The sequence below is a fragment of the Parasutterella excrementihominis YIT 11859 genome, from assembly GCF_000205025.1.
Classification (GTDB): domain Bacteria; phylum Pseudomonadota; class Gammaproteobacteria; order Burkholderiales; family Burkholderiaceae_F; genus Parasutterella; species Parasutterella excrementihominis.
Window position 1 is genome coordinate 43529 of sequence record NZ_GL883721.1, and the last position, 22651, is coordinate 66179.

Consider the following 22651-nt stretch of genomic DNA (forward strand, 5'->3'; position numbering starts at 1 on the left):
CGTGAACCAAAACAAATCGGTAAAAATTCGCTTTAAAGGTTTCACCGAAGCGTGGGAACAGCGTAAGTTAGAAGAATTAGCGTCAAAATTCACTGGAGGTGGAACGCCAAATACTTCCAATCCTAATTATTGGAATGGCGAGATCCCCTGGATTCAAAGCTCAGATCTTGAGGAAGATGATGTTTTATCTCTCACAGTTAAAAAACACATCTCGCAGGAAGGATTGAAGAATTCAGCCGCAAAAATTATTCCCAAAAACTCTCTAGTTATCGTTACTAGGGTCGGCGTAGGAAAATTAGTCGTTAATACTCAAGAAATTGCAACTAGCCAAGATTTTCTTTCTCTTTCTGGAATCAAAGGAAATTCTAGGTTCTTGGCATACTCTCTTTATTCGCTATTGAAAAAAATTACTCAGAGGGTCCAAGGGACTTCCATCAAGGGTATAACCAAAACAGACTTCTTAAAGGAAGCGATCTTTGTTCCCTCTTTGGAGGAACAGGAAAAGATTTCCTCATGTATGGTTGAGGTCGACAAGCTTATTACTCTTCATCAGCGTAAATTGAACAGATTCCAAAAAATTCGAACAACTTTTCTTCAAAAAATGTTCCCTAAGAATGGAGAAACGAAGCCGGCGATAAGATTAACGGGATTCAACGCCGATTGGGAGCAGGAAAAACTTCAGAATTTTGCCGTACGGATAACAAGAAAAAATATTAAAAAACAGAATAACAGACCACTAACCATCTCAGCGCAACACGGGCTTGTTGATCAAACGGTTTATTTCAATAATCGAGTAGCCGCCCAAGATGTTAGCAACTACTATCTGATAAAAAAAGGGGAATTTGCCTACAACCGAAGTACATCTAAAGATGCTCCTGTAGGTGCCGTTAGACGTTTGGTCGACTATGAAGAAGGGGTTCTATCTACTTTGTATTTGGTTTTTTCAATAACTGATCCGCAACATGTTGATCCTAATTACTTGTCATATTTTTTTGAAACTACAGGTTGGCACAGTTGGATTTTGGAAAGGGCAGCAGAAGGTGCTAGGAATCACGGACTTTTAAACGTCTCTTCTCAAGATTTTCTTAGTCTTCCCGTTATGTTGCCATCTAGCCTGGAAGAACAACAAAAAATCGGAGAATTTTTTCAAAAAATAGACGACTGCATCATTCTTCTTGAGCGTCAAGCCGACCTTCTCAAGCAGATCAAGTCAAGTCTTTTACTGAGCATGTTTCCACCCTCAAACGCAGAATGATTATGACCGGAAGTTTATTTAAATCTGAAGCAGAATTCGAAAAGGCCTTAATTAACACCCTGAAAAATAAAGGTTGGAAGGGGGATGTTTTTTATCGGCCGACAGAAAAGGACTTAATCGAGAATTGGAAAAAGATTATTTTTGAGAATAATCGTGATGTCCTGCATGGCGTTCCGTTATCAGATTCCGAGATGGATCAAATTCTCAAGCAAGTGGACAGCTCACCTCTACCGCTTGATAAAAATCTTTTTATTAATGGCTCCTCTATGTCAATTCTGAGAGACAATCCGGAAGCGCCTCAGCTTTCGGAATACGTTTCTTTAGTCATATTTGATCATAATCAAATTGCCGGAGGAAGAAGCCGCTATCAAATCGCCGAACAGCCTATTTTTGAAGGCGACGTTTCCAAAAAGGAAAGAGGAGATATCATGCTCCTTATCAATGGGATGCCGGTTATTCACATTGAATTAAAAGCTAATAGCATTGACATTCATGATGCAAAAAATCAAATCCAGCGTTATTTAAGGCATGGTATTTTCAGTAAAGGTATTTTTTCGCTTGTTCAATTTTTCGTCGCGATGAATCCAAACGAGATGAGTTATTTCGCTCATCCGGGCAGTAAACCGATCAACCCTAAATTTGTCTTCCACTGGGCGGACGAAAAAAATAATATTGTTAGCGATTGGCGGAAGATCGCCGAAGACTTTTTGTCTATTCCGATGGCGCATAAGATGGTGGGCTTCTTTACGGTTGCCGACAGAGGAGACAATATTCTCAAGGTAATGAGAAGCTACCAATATTACGCAGCCGACGGCATCTCTCATCGGTACTACGAAGAAGAAAAAAAGAACGAAGTCTATGTAGACAATTACCGCAAAGGCGGATTTGTGTGGCACACGACAGGTTCCGGCAAGACGATGACGAGTTTTAAAGCCGCCCAGCTCATTGCTTCTTCCGGAAAGGTGGATAAGGTCGTCTTTCTTGTAGACAGAATTGAGCTAGGGACTCAGTCGCATACTGCCTATAACAATATGTCCCTGGTCGATGACAGCGTGGACACTGTGGATTCCACGGCGGAACTCATTGCAAAACTTAAAGACAAAGGGACCGGTTCCAACGGACTTATCGTTACCTCCATCCAAAAAATGAGCCGGATCAAGGAAGGTGGGACTATTTCTCTGCCGGACTTGGAAAAATTACAGAAAAAAGAAATCGTATTCATTATCGACGAGTGCCATCGATCGGTATTCGGAGATATGCTGCAAGATATCCGCAATAATTTCCCCAAAGCAACTTATTTCGGCTTCACCGGAACGCCGATTACCGAAACCAATAAAAAAGTCGGAGCTACTACCAGCGATATCTTCGGAGACACGATTCACATTTACACGCTTGCCGAAGCTATAAGAGATAAGAATGTCCTAGGCTTCCAGATAGACCGAGTTTCTACGTTTCAAGAGCAAGAACTGCGTCAGCAAGTCGCTATGCGGGCAGCTGATGCCAAAGACGAAAAGGACCTAATTGAAGACAAAAAGAAAAAAGACGTCTTTGACGAGGTCATGGCTCTTCCCATGGGAGAGTCCGTTAACGGCGAAGGAAAGATAATAAAGGGAATTGAATCATTCATTCCCGACGCACAATATAAGCAGGAAAAGCATCGAAACATAGTCGTCAAAAATATCCTTGATGACTTCCCAAAACTAACCCATCCGTTCGGAACGGAAAAACAATTCCACGCTATTTTTGCGACTTCAAGCATCGAAGACGCGATTGCTTACTGGGATCTTTTTCAAAAGGAAATAGATAAGCGCAGGCAGGGAAATCCAAACTATGAAGCGCTCAAAATTACTGCTTTGTTTGACCCCTCTATTGATAATTCGGACGGTGATCAGGATATTAATCACTCTAAGCTTGATAAGACTCAATGGGTTGACAAAATCCATGCGAAATACAATGAGGATTTCGGTCTGTCTTTACAGCGAGATTCCGACTTCAAAAGAGATATTGCTGAGAGACTTTCTCATAAGGAAAATTATCGCGGGATAGACAAAGATAGGAGTAAACAGTTAGACATTCTTATCGTTGTTGATCAGATGCTGACTGGCTTTGATTCTCAGTGGGTCAACGCGCTTTTTCTCGACAAGATGCTTCAATACGAGGGCTTAATCCAGGCTTTTTCCCGGACGAATCGGCTTCTGGACGATGATAAAGATTTCGGAAGGATTCGCTATTACAGAAAACCTTTCACGATGGACAACAGAGTGGCAGAAGCAGTAAAGCTTTACACCAACGGTCACTCCGCAGGAATTTTTGCTGACAAGCTTGAGAAAAATCTCTTTGATCTCAATGAAATACTTAAAAAGATCGTCAATATTTTCGCGGCTGCCGGTATAGAGGACTTCAGCAAAGTTCCGCCGGCGGAAGAAGACAAAAATAAATTCATTAAAGAAATGTCTCAGCTAATGTCGGTGATTCGTTTGGCAACCGTTCAGGGATACAGATTAGAAAAACAGGACTACACGTTTAAAGATGACGGAGAAGCCAGAGGCGTTCATATCGGGCTAACCAAGACGCTGTATGAAGTCCTCTTGCTGCGATTAAAAGAGGCATTAGCCGGAACGATTTCGGATCCGATAACCAGGCCGGAAGAGAGCCCGTTGGAAAGTATTGATGGTCAGCTCAACATAAATTCCCTCAAAATTGATTTGGATTATATTGAGAGCCGGTTCAAGGTGTTTCTAAAGGCCGTCCAAGATAAAGATCCTGAAGATCACCAGGAGAGCCTTCTAAACGAGATTCATGGGCACTACTGTCTGCTATCAAGAGAGCAACAGGCGGCCGCCGACTATCTTCTCGCGAAAATAAAAAGCGGAGAAATCGTCGTCCAAGGAAATGAAACACTGGAAAACCTTCTCGAAAAATATCTTAAGGATCAAAAAGAAGAGCAAATTGATCAATTTGTCGAAATCACAGGAGTAGATAAAAAGCAGCTCGTTGACTTCATCAATTCTTCCGTCACCGACGGGAACCTAAATGCCTATGGCAGATTTGATTCATTGAAGAAAACCATCGACAAAGAAAAAGTCATGAAGTTCATGAGGGAGTGCGCCGTTGGTGTCTCCGTGAGCCCGGTGATCGCACAGATAAGATTTTCCCGCTTACTTGAGGACTTTATTCGGAAGGGACCGGTTTCAATAGAGTTGGTGAGACTCTGGGCCAGAAAACTAATGGAAAGAAAACAGCAGTAAGAAAAGTTGCGAAAAAGGGCGATCTTCCTGCCGGGGAAAATAGTCCGGCGGGAGGACGCGTCTATTCCTTCAAGGCAGAAGGTTTTGCTTCGATCGACTGTCTCAGCAACTCGGTTGCCTCAGGAAGGTCGTTGCGGTTTAACGCCTTTAAAAATCCTTCAAGAAGTGTGGCCTTCTCCTCAAAAAATTCCTTCGGCATGTCTTTGACTAAACTCTTAGTGGATTGAAAGTAGGTTCTGACGACATTGGCAAAGACTTCCATGACGCGGTTTCCGCAGCAATGAAGCATCAATAGGTGGAAATCCATCAGAATCGCATCGGCTTTCAAAGGGTCTCCGGCATTGAGCCTAATTCCGTTGACCAAGTTTCTCATTTGAGCCTGAGTGGCAGGCGTGAGTCTTCGGATCACAAAAGGCAAAACCGAGAGCTCAATCATGAGCCGCGCCTCGTTGAATTCCAGCTCGTCAAAGCCGGCTAACTTAAGCTGCTCGAGAATGTTGTAGGTCATGTCGTTGGTCGCTTGTCTTTTGACAAACGTACCGCGCTTCTTTTTTCTTTCTAAAACGCCCATCTGGACCAAGAGGTCGAGCGCCTGCCGAACCTTATAACGAGTCAAGCCCAAAGCTTGAATCAGTTCGTCTTCTCCGGCAACCTTATCTCCCGGCTGGGGCTGGGTTCGAAAAAGGTATCTTTCAACTTTAGAGAATTCTTTAGATTGCGGAGAAAGTGGCATGACAGCTCCAAATTTTTTAAATCATTGTAAGTAACAAAAAGCCGGAAGTTTTCGTTCCGGCTCTTTGATGCTCTATATTCGTTAGAAAACGAATTTGGAAATGACGTAGCCGATAGTCAACTGGCTAAGAGTCGTCACAATCCCGGGGAGCATGTAGCTGTGGTTAAACACAAACTTACCGATCTGAGTTGTTCCTGTTCGGTCAAAGGCTACGCAGCCGATGATGGCGCCGCCCGCAGGAATCATGAAGTAACCGCTGACAGCCGGGAACATCCAGACTAAGTCTGCCGGAGAGATTCCGAGGCCGATACCCATCGGAACTAATGCCGTTACGGTTGCGCCCTGAGAGAAGAGCACTGCTGACAAAATAAACAAGGCAACCGCAAAAAGGATTGGTGCGCCCTGGATCATGTTTCCGAACTCGGCAACAAACATCGGTTTGTAGAAATTGAAGAAAGTAGCCGTTAACCAAGACACGCCGTAAACTGCGACCATGCCGATTAAACCTGAGCGGAAGACGGAACCGTCGGCGAGCTTCTTCGGAGAGACATTGGCAATCACCATGATCAAGCCGGCGCAGCAAAGCATGACGATTTGGACCATGTTCGGAATGGAAAGACGTGTGACTTTTCCGGCCTTTTCCCAAGACGGCATTAAGTCGGGGAAGGAGCCGAAGAAGACGACGGCAAGAATACCTAAGGCAAACACGATCACGCCTTTCTTAGCGCTGGAAGAGTAGCTGCGGCTGTCGGTATTGATGGGCTTGTCCTGGAATTCTCCGCTCATAACGCGGCGCTGGAATTCGGGGTCGTCAGCCAATTCTTTACCTTTTTTGAACATGAAGGCGCAGCCGATCAGCACGCCTAAGAGGCAGGCCGGAATGGCGACGGAGAAGATCTGCAAAGGTGTAACGCCTTTAACCGCCAAGAGGGCAATCATGGCACCGGTTGCTGCCGACATCGGAGAGCCGGTGATGCCGGATTGAGCACCGATCACGGACATTGTCAGGGGACGTTCGGGACGCACTCTGGCTCCGATAGCAACTTCGGCAATCACGGGATAGACCGAGAAAGCCACATATGCGGTTCCGCAGAAGAGTGTAAAGAGGTAGCAGACCAGCGGGCCCATGAAAGTGATGTTCTTGGGATTTCTCCTTAAGAGCTTTTCTGCGATGCTCACCAAGAAATCCAAGCCGCCGGAGCCCTGCAAAATCGAGGCGCAGGTAATGACGGCTGTGATGATGAGCAGCACGCTGACGGGAGGCGCACCCGGTTGCATACCGAAACCGAATACTAAAACGCCTAAACCGATACCGCCGGCTGCGCCGAGACCGGCACCGCCCCATTTTGCACCGATGAAGATGGCAATAATGACGACGGCTAGTTCCATCCAAAACATCATGTCCATCGTTGTTCTCCTATGAGATGAACTTTGCTTCGAAAATCTTGAATATCGCTACTCGATTGGGAATGACGATGCCCAGGATCAGGAAAACCATTCCCACCAAACGGAAGGCAGGGATGCTTTCTCCTAACAATAGGGCCGCAAATCCGATCGTGAAGACAGGCTCGAAAGAGCAAAAGATTCCGGCTTGCGTTGCGCCCAAGAGCTGAACGGCTCTGGAGACACAAATGGTGGACAGGACGGTAGAAACAACGCCGTAACCGAACGTCGTCCCAAGCTGCATGGCATCGAACCTGAGGATAAACAGAGGGTTATGAAGGAAGCAAAGTCCGATAGTTGAAAATAGAAGGGTTAAAAAAGTGATTTGGTACGCAGACACATTCGTCGCCAGCTGCTGAAGCGACAGCAGATATACGGCATACATGAAGGTCGAAAGAAAACCTAAGCCCAGCGCCGTGTAAGTGATATTGGCCTTAAAGGCATCCGAGAAAATACAGAGGCACCCTAGAAGAATAAACGTAATGGATACAATCTGATTCGCCCGGATACTTTTGTGGAAAATAAGGCCGTTGATTGCCAAAATGATTAACGGGTAGACATAAGTGATCAAGCTCATCATGGATGCCGGAATATCCTTGAGAGCGTAGACATAGAGAAGATTCAAGGGGAGCAGTATCAGGAGTCCTATGAATAGCGACTTTCTTATCAGTGATCTGCTGAACCGATAAAAATCTTTCTGAAGGAACGGCCCCATAAGCCCTAACACGACGACCGCAAATATGAATCTGGCATGCAGGATTTCGATGCCTGATAAATCACACGAATAAGCAAGTTTCGCAAATATGGGGTTTAGACCATACGTAATCGCGCTTAATAAAGAAAAGAGGATCCCAAGAGCGACTAGGGGCTGAACTTGTTTTGTATTTACTGCTTTGGTCATGTTGAGGCTTAAGGGCTAACGTTCTAAATTACATTTTTGGGTTTATTCCAAGTCTTTGTGGGCTTTATCTAAGAACTCCTCGGCATGCTGCATCTGCACTTTGACTGCTTCGGGTGCCGTGCCGCCGTAAGACTTTCTCGCTCCGACGGAGTGTTCAAGAGAAATGTCCTCGAAAATATCCTTGTCAAAGAGTTCGGACTGAGCCTTAAATTCGTCAAGCGTCAGATCATCAAAAGTCTTGTCGTTTTCAACGCAGTATCTGACGGTCTGACCGACGACTCGGTGAGCGTCTCTGAACGGCATGCCTTTCTTAACGAGGTAGTCGGCCATATCAGTTGCCGTAGAGAAGCCGTGGGAAGCCGCCTGATAAGTGCGTTTGCCGTTGATTTTCATCTTGCGGACCATCGGCGCCATAACTTTCATCGTGCTCTGCCAGAGATCAATCGTTTCATAAGAAAGGAACTTGTCTTCCTGCATGTCTTTGTCGTAGGCAAGCGGAATACCTTTCATCATAGTGAGCATGGCCTGCAGGTAGCCGTACATGCGGCCGGTGCGACCCTTAATTAATTCAGCAAAGTCGCAGTTTTTCTTCTGCGGCATGATGGAAGAGCCCGTCGTAAAGTCGTCGGAAAGCTCGACAAACTTGTACTCTTGGCTTGCGAATATGATGATTTCTTCGCATAGTCTCGACAGGTGCATGTAGCTCATCGCGGCAATAGACGCGAATTCCATGCAGTAGTCTCGGTCGGCAACCGTGTCGATACTGTTTTCGGTGGGCTTTTCAAATCCCAGCTGCTTGGCGGTAGACCAACGGTCGATCGGGAAGTCTGTCCCGGCTAAAGCCGCGGCGCCCAGGGGGCACTCGACCAGGCGGTCAAGGAATCCCTGAAGTCTCGCGTAATCGCGTTTGAGCATCCAGAAGTAAGCCATCAGCCAATGAGAAGCCAAGACGGGCTGAGCGACTTGCAGGTGAGTGAAGCCCGGCATAATCACACCGAAATTCTTTTCTGCCTGTTCGTAAAGGGATTTTTGGATTTCAACAATTAATCTTTGACATTCTTTGGCAGCGTCGCGGAAATAGAGATAGCTGTCTACGCAGCACTGATCGTTTCGGCTTCTACCTGTGTGCAGTCTTCCTCCGGCCGGTCCGATAAGTTCCGTCAGACGTTTTTCAATTGCCATATGGATGTCTTCATCTTCGGCATTAAAAGTAAACTTGCCTTCTTCGATTTCTTTGCCGACGAGTTTCAGACCTTCTTTAATTTTTTCGACGTCTTCGGCTTTCAGAATGCCGGTTTCGCCCAGCATCGTGACATGAGCGAGACTGCCCTGAATGTCATACGGGCATAAGCGGGTTTCGACTTTGATGACGGCTCCGAATTCTTCGACGAATTTAGGAGGAACCTCAGCGAATCGTCCTCCCCACATTTTGTTAGACATATATTTCTCCAAAAGAATGATCAGGTTGATCCCGGAAAATTTCTTTCCTTAATTAAAGTTTAGAGAGTCTCTTTTATCGATAAATTTGCTGATTACGCTAATGAAAAAACAGAAAATCGAAGTTAGATGAATTAACTAACTATTTATTTATATAGGATAAACTAATAAAAATATAATTATTTTTATATCGATAAATTACACAGTAATCCTAGGTCAACAGCAGAAATCAATCTATATGCGGAATCCGTTTAGCTTATCGATCCGGGTGCAATCGCTATCACACAAATTGTGTTCGGTTAAAAGGGATACACCGGCCGCTCTGCCTTACTAATAATCGGGTAGGCAATTAGGGATAGCGATCGTTCTTTTTTGGGGGATACGTACGTATCGTCTAAACCTAGAATTAACATAACCGCTTAACAATAAGCGGCTCACAAAACCAAGGAGAATGATATGACCGGTATTAACCGTCGCGGATTGCTCAAAGGAAGCATTTTCGGAATGGCTGCCGCAGGTGCCTCTGTGATCCCTGTTGCAGTACAGGCCCAAGCTGCTGCTCCTGTCAAAACTGAAGAATATGACGTTGTTGTCATCGGCTGCGGCTGCGCAGGCATGGCTGCTGCTCTTGAAGCTGCCGATAAGGGCGCTAAAGTCGTTATTTTGGAAAAGATGTCCCGTCCGGCAGGCAACACGATTTTTGCCGGCGGTCACTTCAACGCCACCAACACCTATGTCCAGAAAGCGCAGGGACTTCAAGACACGATCGACGATTTCTATCGTGACATGATGATCGTCTCCCAGCAGCGCGGCGACAAAGCTCTAACCCGTCAGTACTGCGAAATGTCCGGAAGCGCTATTCAGTGGCTGACAGATGAATGCGGCGTCAAATTCAAACCCATCGTTGTGGAAGTATTCCCGGGGTTGAACCGCGGTCACGTGGTTGACGGCAAGCTCAAACCGGGCGGAGCTCAGCTTTCCAAACAGATGCTCGACACTGTTAAAGCTAAGAAGATCCCAGTTCTCTTTAATACCAAAGTAATTTCTTTGATCGGCGACAACCGTCTGCATGTTTTAGGCTGCAGAGCCGTCAATGAGGATGATGAAGCCGTTGACTTCATGGCTAAAGGCGGTGTAGTCATCTGCACCGGCGGCTTCCATGCCAACAAAGAAATGGTATGCCGCTACATGGGCGGTGACGTTGCTTGGATGCCGATTCGCGGATCCAACGTTCTTCAGGGCGAAAACATCACTCTGACAATGCCTTTCAATCCGAAGTACGTCAATATGGACCAGTTCCATGCCGGTCCTATCCACGGACCCACACGCGCTAATCCTTCCACAATGGTTAACTACGGCGTTCTGCTTAAAGAAGACGGCACCAGATTCCTGGACGAAGCCGAGACTTACGTCTCCGTAGCACAGAAGATGCCGAAGATCATTCCGAACAACTGGGCTTTCATCATCATTGACAGCCAGGTTGTCGATGTTCCGACAGTTAAAGCCCGTATCGACCGTTATAAGAGAGCGAAGGCTCCGATTTATACTGGCAACACCATTGAAGAAATGGCCAAAGCCGCCAATCTTCCGGTTGAGCAGGTTGTTTCTGTCATTAAGGAATACAACGATGCAGTGAAGGCAGGCAAAGCCAACACGCTGACACCTCCGAACACCCTCGAAAAACCGCGTCTGATCGAAAAGGGACCTTTCATGGCATTCCCATTCCAGGGCGGCATGACTGCAACTTTCGGCGGCCCGATGATTACAGCTAAGTCGGAAGTCTTAAATAACGACGACAAACCGATTCCGGGTCTGTACGCAGCCGGAAATGCGCTCGGCGGTATTTTCTACCATGACTATATCGTCGGCTCTCAGCTGACAGCTGCCGTTATTTGGGGAAGAATCGCAGGCGAACAAGCAGCGGCTCGAGCCGGTGCTAAACAAGGCTAATTCCCGTTAAAACTGTTTGCCCTCCTTAGCTATCGGAGGGTAAACGCTCTTTCGAGAGTCGTACTAACAGGTGAAATCATGCGATTTGTGTATTTGGCTCTTATTTTGGCGCTTTCCTCTTCGAGCGCTTTTTGCGCCGACGATGCTCTTTTACAAGCGCATATGAGCAAAAGTGTCACGTGTCAGGCCTGTCATACGGAGACTCCGCCGGCTAAGCGTGTAAAGACTGCAAAATGTCAGGAGTGTCACGGCAATTATGAGGCGTTAGCCGCCAGAACTGCCAAAATGACACCCAACAATGTTCATGCCAACCACCTCGGCGATTTAGACTGCAGAGAATGCCACGGCGTTCATAAGCAGCAGACTTTAGCTTGTGCGGAATGTCATCAGTTCAAATTCGAAATGCCGAAATGAGCTTTTTGACACGATCAAAACGATTGATATTGACTTTGAGCTTGAGCGCAATCATACCCTGCGCTCAAGCTTCTAACGACACAATTACACTAGGCGTTTCTTCCCGCGTTCCGAACGTCAACGAGGACCTGATTCTCAAAACCGAACGCGTGCTTACGGACCACTTCGGTCCGAAAAATTTTCGGATTGTTCACTATTCGTTGGACGGCTTAGTAGAGGCGATCAAAGAGGGCGAAGTAGATATTTTTCTTTCCAGCGCGGGTCTTTACCGCCGGATGTCCTCTGAAGGAGTCCGAGATCTCGTGGCACTTGCCTCTCCGAGATTCCCAGATCCGAATCACAGCGAAGGCACCGCATTTATCGTTCGGAATGACCGGACTGACCTTCAGAGCATCAAGGATCTGAAGGGAAAAATTCTCGCTGCTAATTCTCCGACGGGATTTTCCGGATACCAAATCGGCTTGTACGAAATTTTTAAGGCCGGCTACGACCCTGAACGTTTTTTCTCCAAAACAATTTTCACCGGGGAAAGAGAGAAAATGAAGGGAGTCGTGCAGGCAGTCTTGGATGGGAAAGCCGATGTCGGTTTTTTAAGGCTTTGCTACTTCGAAGACATGATTGATCCGAAGGAGACCGATCCTAACCAGTTGAGGATTATCGGAGATCGAAAAAAGGAGCTTAACTGTTCTCACTCCACGGACCTTTATCCTTCATGGACTATTTCAACAACAAGGCATATTTCTCCGGAGAAAGCCAAAGAAGTGCTCCAAGTCCTTTTGGCTATTTCCCCGACGGAAAAGGGCGCCTTTTGGGGGCTGGCATCAAACTACCACGGCGTAGACTCCCTTTTCAAAGACCTCAAACTCGGACCTTGGTACTATCTGCGGGAATGGACTGTCAACAGATTTTTGAGCACCTATTGGCCGTTTTTGGCCTTGTTTCTTCTTTGCATTTTCGGATTGATCGCGCACGGATTCAGAACCGAAATATTAGTAAGACGCAAAACCGAAGAACTCGAGCTTGCCCACAAATCCCAAACCCAGCTGCTGCAAAGAGCAAAGAGCGCTTCCGAGCGATTGGATTCCCTTCAAAAGATGGGCGCAATCGGTCAAATGTCGAGCATCATTTCGCATGAACTTCGTCAGCCTCTGGCCACCATTCAGATGTATACAAGAGGAGGCTTGAGGGTCATAGAAGGGCTTGAAAACACGAAGGAAAACTCCAAAATTGTTTCTGCCTTCAGCCTCATTGATAAGCAGTGCGTCAAAATGGAGAGCATTATCGAAAAGGTCCGAAGCTACGCCAAGCAGAAGAAGACAAAACACGAACTGATCGATGCCGCGGAGATTGCCAAAATTGCGGTAGAGAACTTTGAAACTTCGAAAAACGGAAGCGTCAAGGTTAAAACCGAATTCCAAACAGGCTCTTTCGTTTGGGCAGATAGTTTGGAATTGGAACTGGTTATCGTAAATCTTCTGAGAAACGCTTCGGAAGCTCAGGGAAATGTATCGGAACCTATACGAATTTCAGTAACGTGGGCGGATAACAAAGTTGAAATCTCGATCTCAGACAAAGGCAGAAACCTTTCGGAAGAAGAATTTGAGAAACTTAAGGTTCCGCTGACCTCAACCAAGGAAAACGGGATGGGGCTCGGTTTGACGATAGTTAAAACAATTGTGGAAGCTCATCAAGGAAAGATTTGTTTCAAGCGAAACAGCGACGTTGGTCTGACGGTTACAGTCAGCTTCCCTTTGGCAAAGGACGGATTTGCATGCCAAACTCAGAAATAAAGGTATTAGTTCGTATCGTCGATGATGACTCTGACCTGAGAGCCGCAATTCGGTTTTTGTTAGAGTCGGAGGGCTGGGAAGTTGCCGATTATTACAGTGCCGCAGATTTTCTTCTCAACGATGACCCGGAAATTCCGGGGTGCCTGATCCTGGACGTACGAATGCCGGAAATGACCGGAATCGAACTACAAGGTGAACTCAAGCAGCACTTGCGGCAAATTCCGATCGTATTTCTTTCGGCACACGGTGATATAGAAATGGCTGTGAAAACGCTTCATGAGGGAGCTGTTGATTTTCTCACCAAGCCTGTTCAAGAAGACAAGCTCGTTCCGGTCATTTCCAGAGCTGTCAAACTTGATCTAATCAAGCGAGGACTTTCCTTTGATCACGAAGAAATCAAAGAACGATACAAGGAATTAACTGAGCGCGAAACGCAAATCGTATCTTTACTTATTAAGGGCTTGTTGAACAGAGAAATCGGAGAGAGACTTGGAATTAGTACACGCACAGTGGAAGTTCATCGCGCGCGGGCCTTTAAAAAACTTCAAGTGCACACAATCAGCGAATTAATTCAGTCCGCCCATGCGGCGGAAGATTAATTAATTTTTAAAAAGGGTTCGTTCTTGCCGCCTATTAAGGCTTCTGCAGGAGAAGCCTTCCGAAAAGTCTAATAACGGAGAGGATTTCCGCGTTGCTTAATGATTTGCTTGGGAATAAAAGTACTTCTTATTAGGTTTCATGTAGGTTGTCGTTAGACGAAAAATCGATGGCTTGATTAAGACTTATTAGCTATCAAAAGAAAATTTTTAACGAGGTGTCCATGAAAAAAGATACATGCGTTGATGAATGATTTGTGCGCGCAGAAAGGGAGGAGATCTAACGTCCTCCAGAATATTCGCCGGGCGAAATTAGAATTTATTAATAGCCATAAGAAAATCCTTTAATTCCGAGGGAGTTGAAACGCCAAGCAAATGCAGCACATTAGCTCGGTGTCTCTCTATAGTTCTTCGGCTTTTACCCAGACGCTCTCCGATTACGGAGCTCGTTAAATTTCTGGCGATAAGCTTAGCGACTTGCTTTTGTTGTTCAGAGAGATGCTCATAGCGTTTCTCGGGAGCCGATTCCCTTAGTTTTTCGAGTGTCTGTTCATTTTCTTCAACGGCCTTTTCTATTGCCTGAGTCAACAGTTCAGGTACAACCGGTTTGCGAAGAAAATCAAATGCACCTCCCTTAAAAGCCCCGATAACCATATTCACGTCTGCGTGTGCGGTAAGAAAGATAATGGGAAGTATTATCTCTTGCTCGGATAAGAGTCTTTGGACCTCTATCCCGTTAAGCCCCGGCATTTGGTAATCCAAAATTATGCAGCCGGACCTTTCCAGATCGTCATTCTCTAAAAAAGCTTCAGCTGAACCATAGGTAGCTACAGAAAACCCGTCAAGCTCTAACGAAAATTTAATGGCTTTCAATAATGCTTCGTCATCATCGACAACTCGAATAAGGGCGTTTTTATTCATTCTTTCCTCCGGATGTCGGGCTATTTTCATTGGGAAAGACGGTGATTATGCACACCAGGTTATGGTCATCGGACCTTTGAAATTTCACCCCGAATCCATGTCTTCTAAGAATGGATTTAACAATGCTTATCCCTAATCCCGTACCTTCTTCTTTTTTTGAAGCCAAAGGCCGCTCTAATTGAGAGCGTACTTCTTCTGTGAACTTACCGCTGTTGTCGGTAATGCAGATCTCAAAGCCCGAGGATCTCGAATTGTTTGTACTAATCCGGATCTCCGGATCGGATTTATCTTTTAGCGCCTGATAGCTATTCCTAATCAGATTGCTGATTGCGATTTCAAACTCAAGCTGAGGAAAACTGACCTTAAGCTCATCTTTGCAAAGATTTAATCGGAATAACTTTTCCGAGGCCGGCTGAGAGCGAACGAAGTTAGCGACGATTTTATTTATGGAATCATTAAGATAGATGAACTCTTTTTTACTTTTCCTCTTGGCCGCATAATTTTGGACAATGCTCAGGATATCTGTAACGCGAGTTAACTGCTGCTGCAGAGCCTCCGCAGCCTCTAAGGCCATCGCCTTTTTCGCGGCTGTCCAATTCTTCAGAAGCTTGTCCAAACTATTGGCGTAAAAAAGGCAGGCCGCCAGAGGCTGACCTAACTCGTGTGCGATAACACTCGAAAGGCTGGAAACCACCAAAGCATTTTTAATAGATTGAATCTCTTCGGCTTTTTTCTTTTGATCCTGTGTGGCTTTAAGAATGTCGTTGGTGGCTTTATATACTGCCTTTCCGGTGGTATAAATATGCCATATCGCAAAAAGAAGTGACAGAATTAGCAACAGGATCAGCGTTTTAAATTCATTCCAAATTCTTGTCAGCGTCCAACTCTTTAGGTGCTGATAGGGGCCTTCCTTTAGAGCTTCGTACATCTTGTCTACCGGATCGTAATCGCTTGCGAAGGTCCAATATTCTCCGTCAGCATTTGGCTTAATTCTCAAGAGATTCTCGGCGATTTGACGAATCATTTGGGAGCTTAAGTTTGAAGAAACCAGAAGAGAAAAATTCGGATAAAGGTCCGTTGAAGTTAAACAATGAGAAGACAAGTTCGGTTTCACTCCCACAACGTCCAATCCTTCCGTTAAATCAATCCCCGTCTTTCTTTTGTGTCTTTCTGCATAACAGACACTGAGAAATGTGCTGTCGGCTTCTCCGTTTCTTACTGCTTCCAAACGTTTCTGAGGATTTGTGCCCAGGTAGAGAATTTTGGAGAAAAAGGAATCCGGGTCATAGCGGCGATCCAAAAGCTCTTTTTTGATGGTGAGTGTCCCTTGAAAGGCAGAAGGGGTATTTAAGGCAATCGAGTGCCCCTTCAAATCCTCAATCGTTTTTACCCCGAGGTTCTTATTAGCCAAAATTAAACTTCCGACAGCTAGGTCGGGATTGGGCTGAACGCCGGTTGCCAAAGTCAGGACGTCTCTCCATCCTTTCTGTAAGTAACGTCGATAAATACCGCTGTTGGCAATCACAATATCGGCTTTTCTCTCCTTGATGGCCTCATCCAATCCGGAGGTAGTAACGTTTCTTACAATGAGTTTCCTCGGTTCTATAGACTTCTGAATAAGCTCATAGGTTTCTTTGGCAATTTTGAGCTCGAATGAGGGCCGAGTAAATTCAACTCCGTAAAGATATACGGGCGCGGTCTGCACATCAGTTGGTTCAGCAGAAATCAAAGGGCAGGCTGTTAACAAGAAGCCGGCCGTCGTAAGACTAATCCCGAGATTTGAAAGCATTGCATCCGTCCTTGTTTTTCAATTGTAAATTGCACACATACGCGCGTAGTCCTTCGACTTATGCTCTTTATCGTTGGCTCAAACGAAAAGGAGAAATCATGAAACTAACTCGAAGAAATATCCTAAAAACATCTGTTCTTTCAGGCGCTGCTATTCTGGCCGGGACATCTCAAGCGACACCCGTTAATGCTCCTGCCAAGTGGGACGCAACCTATGATGTCGTTATCATCGGGGCAGGCGGCGGAGGCATGATGGCTGCTCATTATGCTGCCGAGAAGGGCCTCAAACCTGTCGTTTTGGAAAAATTGGCTTTCCCGGGAGGGTCCAGCGCAGTTTGCGGCGGCCAGCTCTCTATCGCTGACAGCCCAATCCAAAGAGAAAAAGGAATTAAGGACAGCGAAGAACTATTTAAAAAAGAAATGCTAAAAGTCGGTCAAAATAAAAACGATCCGGCTCTTGTCGAAGCTCACATCAAAAGTATCCGAGAAGTTTTCAATTTCATTCACAACACTCTCGGGGCGAGACCAAAGTCCGTCAATGCTGTCTCCGGAATGAGTGTGCCGAGGGCGCATTTATATTATCCCCCTTCAAAGTTGCTGACTCAAATTTTTACCTATGTCAAAGATCAGCAGGGTGTCCCCTTCTTGTTTAACACACCGGCGGAAAGGCTAATTTGGGATGAAGGAAGAATTGTAGGCGTCCGAGCCAGGAAGGGCTCTGAAGTTTTATATATCAGAGCACTCAAAGGTGTCATCATTGCAAGCGGCGGATTCCAGTACTCTAAAGAATTAATGGAAAAATATAACCCGCTGATGGCTAAAGTCACACCCGCCGGCTGCAAAGGAAATACAGGTGACGGTCTAAAAATGGCGCAGGCTTACGGCGCGGATGTGCTTGACACTAATTACATTAAAGCAACATTCGGCTACCAGCTCGGAAATTATCCGGATTCCGTCCATTGCTATTACGCGGGTGCAATTATCGTCAACCATGAAGGAAAGAGGTTCGTGAACGAATCCAAATCTTACAAACTGCTGAGCGATGCTGCCTTGGCTCAGCCGGACGAATACACCTTTCAACTCTTTGACGAAAATATTCGAAACCGCAGAATTAAAGAGCATCCCCGCAATGCGATGGTTCTGAACAATGAATTCCTCAACGCCGGAAAAGATGCTCCCTTCTGCTTCTGTGGCGCAACGCTCGAAGAAGTCGCGAAAAAAGCAGGCGTAAACGTTGAAAATCTCAAAGAGACGGTTGCTAAATATAATTCAGATATTGAAATGAACGGGAAAGACAGTGTTTTCGGACGTGATTCACTCACGTCAGGTTTCGGCAAGCCTCTCAAAATTGAGAAGGGACCTTTCTTCCTCTATCCCACAAAACCAAGATGTATTGCCACATATTGTGGTTTAAGAATCGACGCGAATGCACGAGTCATTGATGTTTTCGGAGAAGCGATTCCCGGACTCTATGCCTGCGGGGAGGCAACCGGCGGAGTCCACGGTGCAGCTTATATGACAGGCACGGCTCTAGGCAAAGCTTTCTCATTCGGCAGATTGGCTGCACTGGATATCGCAAACAGCTAATCGTTCGTCAATAGTTGCACCGAAATATATAAACATTTCTATTCCAAATGAATGATTCTTTCCGAAGAGGATCATAAGGTGCTGAACCAGTTCTCGGGATTGGATAAGAAAGCCAATTCCGAGAAATCATGAGTCTTGTATCTTCGCCACCTTTGAGAAGAAAGGCGAAATCAATATTTCAAAAGGTCGATAACTATGCTCAATAGACGCAGTTTCTTAAAAACCGGCGTTATCTCTACGCTTGCAGCAACTTCTCAAGCCCACGCCTTTACTCCGGCTCCTCAAAAATGGGACGCTGAATATGACATTATCATTATCGGTGCGGGGGACGGCGGTCTTGCTGCCGGCTGCTTGGCCATGCAGAAAGGCCTTAAAACGCTCATTCTGGAAAAAACAGCCATCGTAGGCGAGTCTTCCCTTCTTTGCGGAGGAAAATGGGCTGTTACAGATACGGTCGATCAGCATGAAAGGGGTATTGTTGACAGCGACGAGAAGGCATTGGCGGATATGCTGAAGACTGGGCAGTATAAAAACGATCCCGAACTCATCAAGGCTTATCTTAAGGAAACGAAAGAACACTACAACTTCATTCGTCTTGAAAGAGGCATCAAACCCACGGAAATCACTCATGGCGGAGGCTCGACTGTTCCGAGAGCTCATAATTTTCCTCCTCCTCTTTTGGTCGGCGACATGAAAAAATACGTGCTGGAGAAAGGAGCCGATCTCAAACTCAATACGCCAGCAGAACGCCTTGTTTGGGATAATGAGCTGGAAGGCATAGGCGGTGTGAAAGCAAAAAACAAGGATGGGCAAATTCTCTACTTCAAAGCAAAGAAAGGGGTTTTATTAGCAGCCGGCGGCTTCGCTATGAATCCTAAAATGCTCCAAAGGTTTAACCCGTTGATGCTTAAAGCACAGGCAAGGGCCGGAGGAGGTTGTACGGGCGACGGGATCTTAATGGCAATGGCTTATGGAGCCGATACCTTAGATACTGAATACATTAAGGCAACCTTCTGCTATCCGGCAAATCCTCGTCATTCCGGAAGCTGCCAGGCTTTCTGGAGCGGCGCAATTATCACAAACAAAAAAGGCAAGAGAATCGTCGATGAATCAGTATCCTACAAACTCTTAGGGGACGCAGCCCTAAAAGAAGAAAATGGAATTGCTTACATCGTTTTTGATGAACCAATCAGACAAAAACGAATGAAAGCGAAGCTGGTAGAGAAAAAATGGATGGAACTCTATGATCAGGGTAAAGAGCCTGAATGCGCTTTTCGAGGAAACACAATCGAGGAAGTAGCAATAAAAGCTGGCCTCGATCCAAAAGGCCTAAAAGAGACGATTACTCGCTACAACTCCAACATAGACAACAAAATACCCGATCCAGATTTCAATCGAACAAGTATTAACTCGGGATCAGGAGAATTAGTAAAAATCGAAACTGGACCTTTTTATATCTATCCGGCCACAGCTCGCCTTATTGCCACCTACTGCGGAGTCAAAATCAACACTAAAGCAGAAGTTCTAAACGTCTTCGGAGAAAAAATTCCACACTTGTACGCATGCGGTGAAATGACGGGCGGCGTTCATGGAGCTGCTTACATGACAGGGTCATCCATCGGAAAGGCAATGGCCTTTGGAAGAATTGCCGTGAAATCAATGATGGAAAGCTAGCATCAATCAATGATTGGTTCAGCACCTACCTCCGCCACAATTTGACTTCTAAAGGTGTTAGAGACTGCAGTTAAGATCCAACAGCCAACTAAGAATGACAAGAACTTAGAAAGGTATTTTTGCAGGGATTGCCGACGATTCCTGCAAACTTATTTTTTACTTCGTGGAGATGTACAAAAGCTGTTAAGTTTTTTGCCGTTTTGATCGCGGATAGAGTTTGATTTGTAAGGATGGGGTAATGGAGTAGATGTTCCTGGTGCACTGTCGTTAAAGCACTCCGACTGATTCTTTTTTTTCAAAAATCATCAATCACCAAAAATTTTCGCTTTATTTCCTTTGACACCACGGACGCCTCCAATTTTAGATTCCGATTATAAATAACATGTGTTTTTCGACCCAACTATATATGAGAAGCAAACAATGCGAAGCAACTAATCTTAACCTTTTGGCTAATATAACGAAAAAAGGGTTAATTAAATAATTTCAAATATCTAACAATAAAAATAATTAAAAATGGTAAACAATAGGAGTAAATTAACAAACTAATTCTAGTAAAGCTCAGCATTTGCCAATCGAAGAGGCCTATAAATATGGAAGTGAGATAGCCTCAAACTCGGAAGTCAAAAAGCCTCAAATCCGGAAGTCACTTTCGTTAAAAAGTTCTTAGATCCATATTCATAAATTTTTGAAAGTTGAGAAAAGCAATCAAAGTTTCTTAACCTAGGTTAAAAAAGGATTGATTTGTAATGAAAATAACATAATTCTTAAAATTGAGGTGTGTTATTAGACTTCTTTTTTACTTCCTACTCTTTGCCAAATCGCCAGTTATTTTTTAGCTAAGTTTTCAACGCAAAGTAATTTAACTTATGAGATTCGGATAATGAGATTAACTATCTTTTCTAGGTAGTTTACTTTCGAATAAAATTGACAAGACAGATAACCTATAAAGGGTGATGCTACATTTATCGAGGTCTCTACCTTAGAGAGTCAGCTGAGTTGTATCTTTCCTAAGTTATTCAAGACATCTTGGGCAATGAGAAGCATTCCTCTTGAAGGTTCAGAGTTCTGCTTTTTCAGCCGCCTTCCTCAAATTTTCCTCATCCTTGCGAACGTAATTTCCTGTCGTTGCGACGCTGGCATGTCCCATGAGTTTTTGCACTTCCACAATATCTACGTTTTTACTAATGAGGCGAGTAGCAAAAGTTCTTCTCAGGTCATGAGGCGTGAGTCTGCTGTCCAGATTTTCGGTTTCGGTGACTAGTTTTTCTATTATTCGAGAAACGGAAGAGGGATCAAGTGCCGTGTCCAAATAAAGCCGCAGTTTATTGTCGATACGCCCAAATACAAAACCGGCATCAATCTCATTTTTATTTAACTGCCTGAATTCAAACCAAGTTTTCAGAACATCAAGAACAACATCTGGGAAATAAATAGTTCTTTCTTTATTGCCCTTGCCGATAATTTTGGCGGACCTATTTTTAAAAGAAACCTGTTTTACTCTCAATTCACAGACTTCGGCTCTGCGTAATCCGCAACCTAACATCAAATAGAAAATTGCCCTATTTCTCACCGTCCTCAAGGAATTTGCTTCTAGCGACTTGATCAGCGATGCAGATTCTTCAGACGAAATCGCTCTTCCCGATAGGGCTCTAAAAACTCTTCGCTGTTTTAAAGATTTAATTCTTTGGAAATGGTCTAGATCAATTTGCTTATTTCGCCAGGCGTTTAGCGCCACGGATTTAAGTGCTGAGAGATAACAGTTATAGGTTCTAGCAGAGCCCCAACTCTGAGCTGTCAAAAAAACAGTGACATGATTCGGCTGCATTGACTTCCAATCACAATCTACTAAACCTTTGTAGCCGAAAAATCGGGCGAACTTATTTAACTTGCTTTTCATGCATCGATAGGAATCCTTACTGCCAAGCGTAGCTAAATACATCAGCGCAGGATTTTCGATCAAATTTTGATCTGCAGTTATTGCGCCAAAGTTTGAAGGTTGGATCGGAGTCGGCTGAAACATGTTAAAAATTCCAAGTACGCACGATAATTAATATTATATTGCGTACTTTTATGATTTTTACAGGTCTTCATTAAAATCAAATAAATTTGAGTCGTTATAAAGATTGGAAAAGAATAGGGCGGAAATTCACGTTGTTTAGCTTGCAATGATATTTTGCTATTTCTCGCCCGGTTTCGCTTAGGAATTTGAATTCTCAGATCGGAACTTTCGGTTTCTATTTTTCAATCTTGTTGTACTGTTCGTCTGTGACTTCTTCAAGCCAAGTGACACCTTTGCCTTCAGGATGATCTCCGGTTACCGTCATCTGAACCATCTGAGTATCAGGACCAGCTCCGTGGAAATGCTTAACTCCGGCCGGACAAATTACAACGTCACCAGGTTTAACAACTCGAGCTTTTTCTCCATATACTCCGGTTCTACCTTCACCACGGAGGACAGTAAAGAATTGACCTGCCGGATGGATATGCCAAAATGTTCTGGCTCCCGGTTCGAAAATCACAATTCCGTTGTGAACCGGCATACCGGGAACTTGTTGGCTCATCGGAATAACTTCTGCCTTACCTGTAAATACCTTAGAGTTCGCAGGGACTTTAGAAAGTGATTTTGCTTCTTTATAAATTTGAGAATTAGCAGGGACAGTTTCCGCAGCCATAACATTTACGCAGGAAAAAGCAGTAAAGAGAAGGGCGTCAACAAGAGCTGATTTTTTCAATTTTTCCTCCATGGACTCTATGTTTATTCCATTATTGTATTAATCAATCGCATGAGGACGGCGCGAATTATATGAAATTGAAAGGAATTAACAAGAGAAGCAGAGGATTAGATAAAGTTCCAATCGATTGGGACAAGTCTTCTTATAAAGGGTCCTTTCAAATAAATAGGCCCAAAAGTTAC

Annotated in this window: 16 protein-coding genes; 8 read left to right on the top strand and 8 right to left on the bottom strand. The window is 44.8% G+C overall.

Annotated features, from left to right (window positions below; all coding sequences use genetic code 11):
- The first annotated feature begins 1 nt into the window (after position 1).
- Entirely contained in the window at positions 2-1255 is a 1254-nt protein-coding gene (locus tag HMPREF9439_RS07630; protein WP_008864418.1) for a restriction endonuclease subunit S, read from the top strand.
- Positions 1256-1257: 2 nt separating this feature from the next.
- Positions 1258-4503, top strand: a complete 3246-nt coding sequence (locus tag HMPREF9439_RS07635) for a type I restriction endonuclease subunit R, EcoR124 family (RefSeq protein ID WP_050789284.1) — start codon at positions 1258-1260, stop codon at positions 4501-4503.
- Positions 4504-4564: 61 nt separating this feature from the next.
- Here HMPREF9439_RS07635 and HMPREF9439_RS07640 read toward each other — a convergent pair whose 3' ends face one another.
- The 4 genes from HMPREF9439_RS07640 to argH form a co-directional block, all read right to left on the bottom strand.
- On the bottom strand, positions 4565-5236 hold the full coding sequence (locus tag HMPREF9439_RS07640; protein WP_008864420.1) for a FadR/GntR family transcriptional regulator: 672 nt from the start codon (positions 5234-5236) through the stop codon (positions 4565-4567).
- Positions 5237-5317: 81 nt separating this feature from the next.
- A complete protein-coding gene (locus HMPREF9439_RS07645) occupies positions 5318-6643 on the bottom strand; it encodes an anaerobic C4-dicarboxylate transporter family protein (RefSeq protein ID WP_008864421.1) in 1326 nt (441 codons plus the stop codon).
- A 10-nt stretch (positions 6644-6653) separates the two neighbouring features.
- Positions 6654-7580, bottom strand: coding sequence for a DMT family transporter (locus tag HMPREF9439_RS07650; RefSeq protein WP_008864422.1), 927 nt, complete (start codon positions 7578-7580; stop codon positions 6654-6656).
- A 42-nt stretch (positions 7581-7622) separates the two neighbouring features.
- Positions 7623-9020: an argininosuccinate lyase gene (gene argH, locus HMPREF9439_RS07655; protein WP_008864423.1), complete on the bottom strand. Its 1398-nt coding sequence runs from the start codon at positions 9018-9020 to the stop codon at positions 7623-7625.
- Positions 9021-9473: 453 nt separating this feature from the next.
- Here argH and HMPREF9439_RS07660 point away from each other — a divergent pair, with 453 nt between their 5' ends.
- From HMPREF9439_RS07660 to HMPREF9439_RS07675, 4 genes are all read left to right on the top strand, one after another.
- Positions 9474-10967, top strand: coding sequence for an FAD-dependent oxidoreductase (locus HMPREF9439_RS07660; protein ID WP_008864424.1), 1494 nt, complete (start codon positions 9474-9476; stop codon positions 10965-10967).
- 78 nt (positions 10968-11045) lie between these two features.
- Positions 11046-11381, top strand: a complete 336-nt coding sequence (locus HMPREF9439_RS07665) for a cytochrome c3 family protein (RefSeq protein WP_008864425.1) — start codon at positions 11046-11048, stop codon at positions 11379-11381.
- 41 nt (positions 11382-11422) lie between these two features.
- Positions 11423-13171: a sensor histidine kinase gene (locus tag HMPREF9439_RS07670; RefSeq protein ID WP_167535260.1), complete on the top strand. Its 1749-nt coding sequence runs from the start codon at positions 11423-11425 to the stop codon at positions 13169-13171.
- Positions 13153-13770, top strand: a complete 618-nt coding sequence (locus HMPREF9439_RS07675; protein ID WP_008864427.1) for a response regulator transcription factor — start codon at positions 13153-13155, stop codon at positions 13768-13770. Before HMPREF9439_RS07670 ends, HMPREF9439_RS07675 begins: the two co-directional genes overlap by 19 nt.
- Before the next feature lie 309 nt (positions 13771-14079).
- Here the strand turns inward: HMPREF9439_RS07675 and HMPREF9439_RS07680 are convergent, their stop codons facing one another.
- Positions 14080-14688: a response regulator transcription factor gene (locus HMPREF9439_RS07680; protein ID WP_008864428.1), complete on the bottom strand. Its 609-nt coding sequence runs from the start codon at positions 14686-14688 to the stop codon at positions 14080-14082.
- Positions 14681-16477, bottom strand: a complete 1797-nt coding sequence (locus HMPREF9439_RS07685) for a PhnD/SsuA/transferrin family substrate-binding protein (protein ID WP_008864429.1) — start codon at positions 16475-16477, stop codon at positions 14681-14683. The genes HMPREF9439_RS07680 and HMPREF9439_RS07685 overlap by 8 nt, the downstream gene beginning before the upstream one ends.
- Before the next feature lie 98 nt (positions 16478-16575).
- Between HMPREF9439_RS07685 and HMPREF9439_RS07690 the strand changes: the two genes are divergently transcribed.
- Both HMPREF9439_RS07690 and HMPREF9439_RS07695 read left to right on the top strand, forming a co-directional pair.
- Positions 16576-18063: an FAD-dependent oxidoreductase gene (locus HMPREF9439_RS07690; protein ID WP_008864430.1), complete on the top strand. Its 1488-nt coding sequence runs from the start codon at positions 16576-16578 to the stop codon at positions 18061-18063.
- A 195-nt stretch (positions 18064-18258) separates the two neighbouring features.
- Entirely contained in the window at positions 18259-19737 is a 1479-nt protein-coding gene (locus HMPREF9439_RS07695) for an FAD-dependent oxidoreductase (protein WP_008864431.1), read from the top strand.
- A gap of 1057 nt (positions 19738-20794) precedes the next feature.
- Here the strand turns inward: HMPREF9439_RS07695 and HMPREF9439_RS07700 are convergent.
- Both HMPREF9439_RS07700 and HMPREF9439_RS07705 read right to left on the bottom strand, forming a co-directional pair.
- Positions 20795-21757 carry a tyrosine-type recombinase/integrase gene (locus HMPREF9439_RS07700; protein ID WP_008864432.1) on the bottom strand — a complete coding sequence of 321 codons (963 nt, stop codon included), beginning with the start codon at positions 21755-21757 and terminating at the stop codon, positions 20795-20797.
- 214 nt (positions 21758-21971) lie between these two features.
- Positions 21972-22469: a cupin domain-containing protein gene (locus tag HMPREF9439_RS07705; protein WP_241679526.1), complete on the bottom strand. Its 498-nt coding sequence runs from the start codon at positions 22467-22469 to the stop codon at positions 21972-21974.
- Positions 22470-22651 lie beyond the last annotated feature (182 nt).

Excerpts from the sequence above, each read along its gene's own strand:
- HMPREF9439_RS07635 (WP_050789284.1), top strand. The coding sequence starts at position 1,258 with ATGACCGGAAGTTTATTTAAATCTGAAGCAGAATTCGAAAAGGCCTTA.
- HMPREF9439_RS07640 (WP_008864420.1), bottom strand. The coding sequence starts at position 5,236 with ATGCCACTTTCTCCGCAATCTAAAGAATTCTCTAAAGTTGAAAGATAC.
- HMPREF9439_RS07645 (WP_008864421.1), bottom strand. The coding sequence starts at position 6,643 with ATGGACATGATGTTTTGGATGGAACTAGCCGTCGTCATTATTGCCATC.
- HMPREF9439_RS07650 (WP_008864422.1), bottom strand. The coding sequence starts at position 7,580 with ATGACCAAAGCAGTAAATACAAAACAAGTTCAGCCCCTAGTCGCTCTT.
- argH (WP_008864423.1), bottom strand. The coding sequence starts at position 9,020 with ATGTCTAACAAAATGTGGGGAGGACGATTCGCTGAGGTTCCTCCTAAA.
- HMPREF9439_RS07660 (WP_008864424.1), top strand. The coding sequence starts at position 9,474 with ATGACCGGTATTAACCGTCGCGGATTGCTCAAAGGAAGCATTTTCGGA.
- HMPREF9439_RS07665 (WP_008864425.1), top strand. The coding sequence starts at position 11,046 with ATGCGATTTGTGTATTTGGCTCTTATTTTGGCGCTTTCCTCTTCGAGC.
- HMPREF9439_RS07675 (WP_008864427.1), top strand. The coding sequence starts at position 13,153 with ATGCCAAACTCAGAAATAAAGGTATTAGTTCGTATCGTCGATGATGAC.
- HMPREF9439_RS07680 (WP_008864428.1), bottom strand. The coding sequence starts at position 14,688 with ATGAATAAAAACGCCCTTATTCGAGTTGTCGATGATGACGAAGCATTA.
- HMPREF9439_RS07685 (WP_008864429.1), bottom strand. The coding sequence starts at position 16,477 with ATGCTTTCAAATCTCGGGATTAGTCTTACGACGGCCGGCTTCTTGTTA.
- HMPREF9439_RS07690 (WP_008864430.1), top strand. The coding sequence starts at position 16,576 with ATGAAACTAACTCGAAGAAATATCCTAAAAACATCTGTTCTTTCAGGC.
- HMPREF9439_RS07695 (WP_008864431.1), top strand. The coding sequence starts at position 18,259 with ATGCTCAATAGACGCAGTTTCTTAAAAACCGGCGTTATCTCTACGCTT.
- HMPREF9439_RS07700 (WP_008864432.1), bottom strand. The coding sequence starts at position 21,757 with ATGTTTCAGCCGACTCCGATCCAACCTTCAAACTTTGGCGCAATAACT.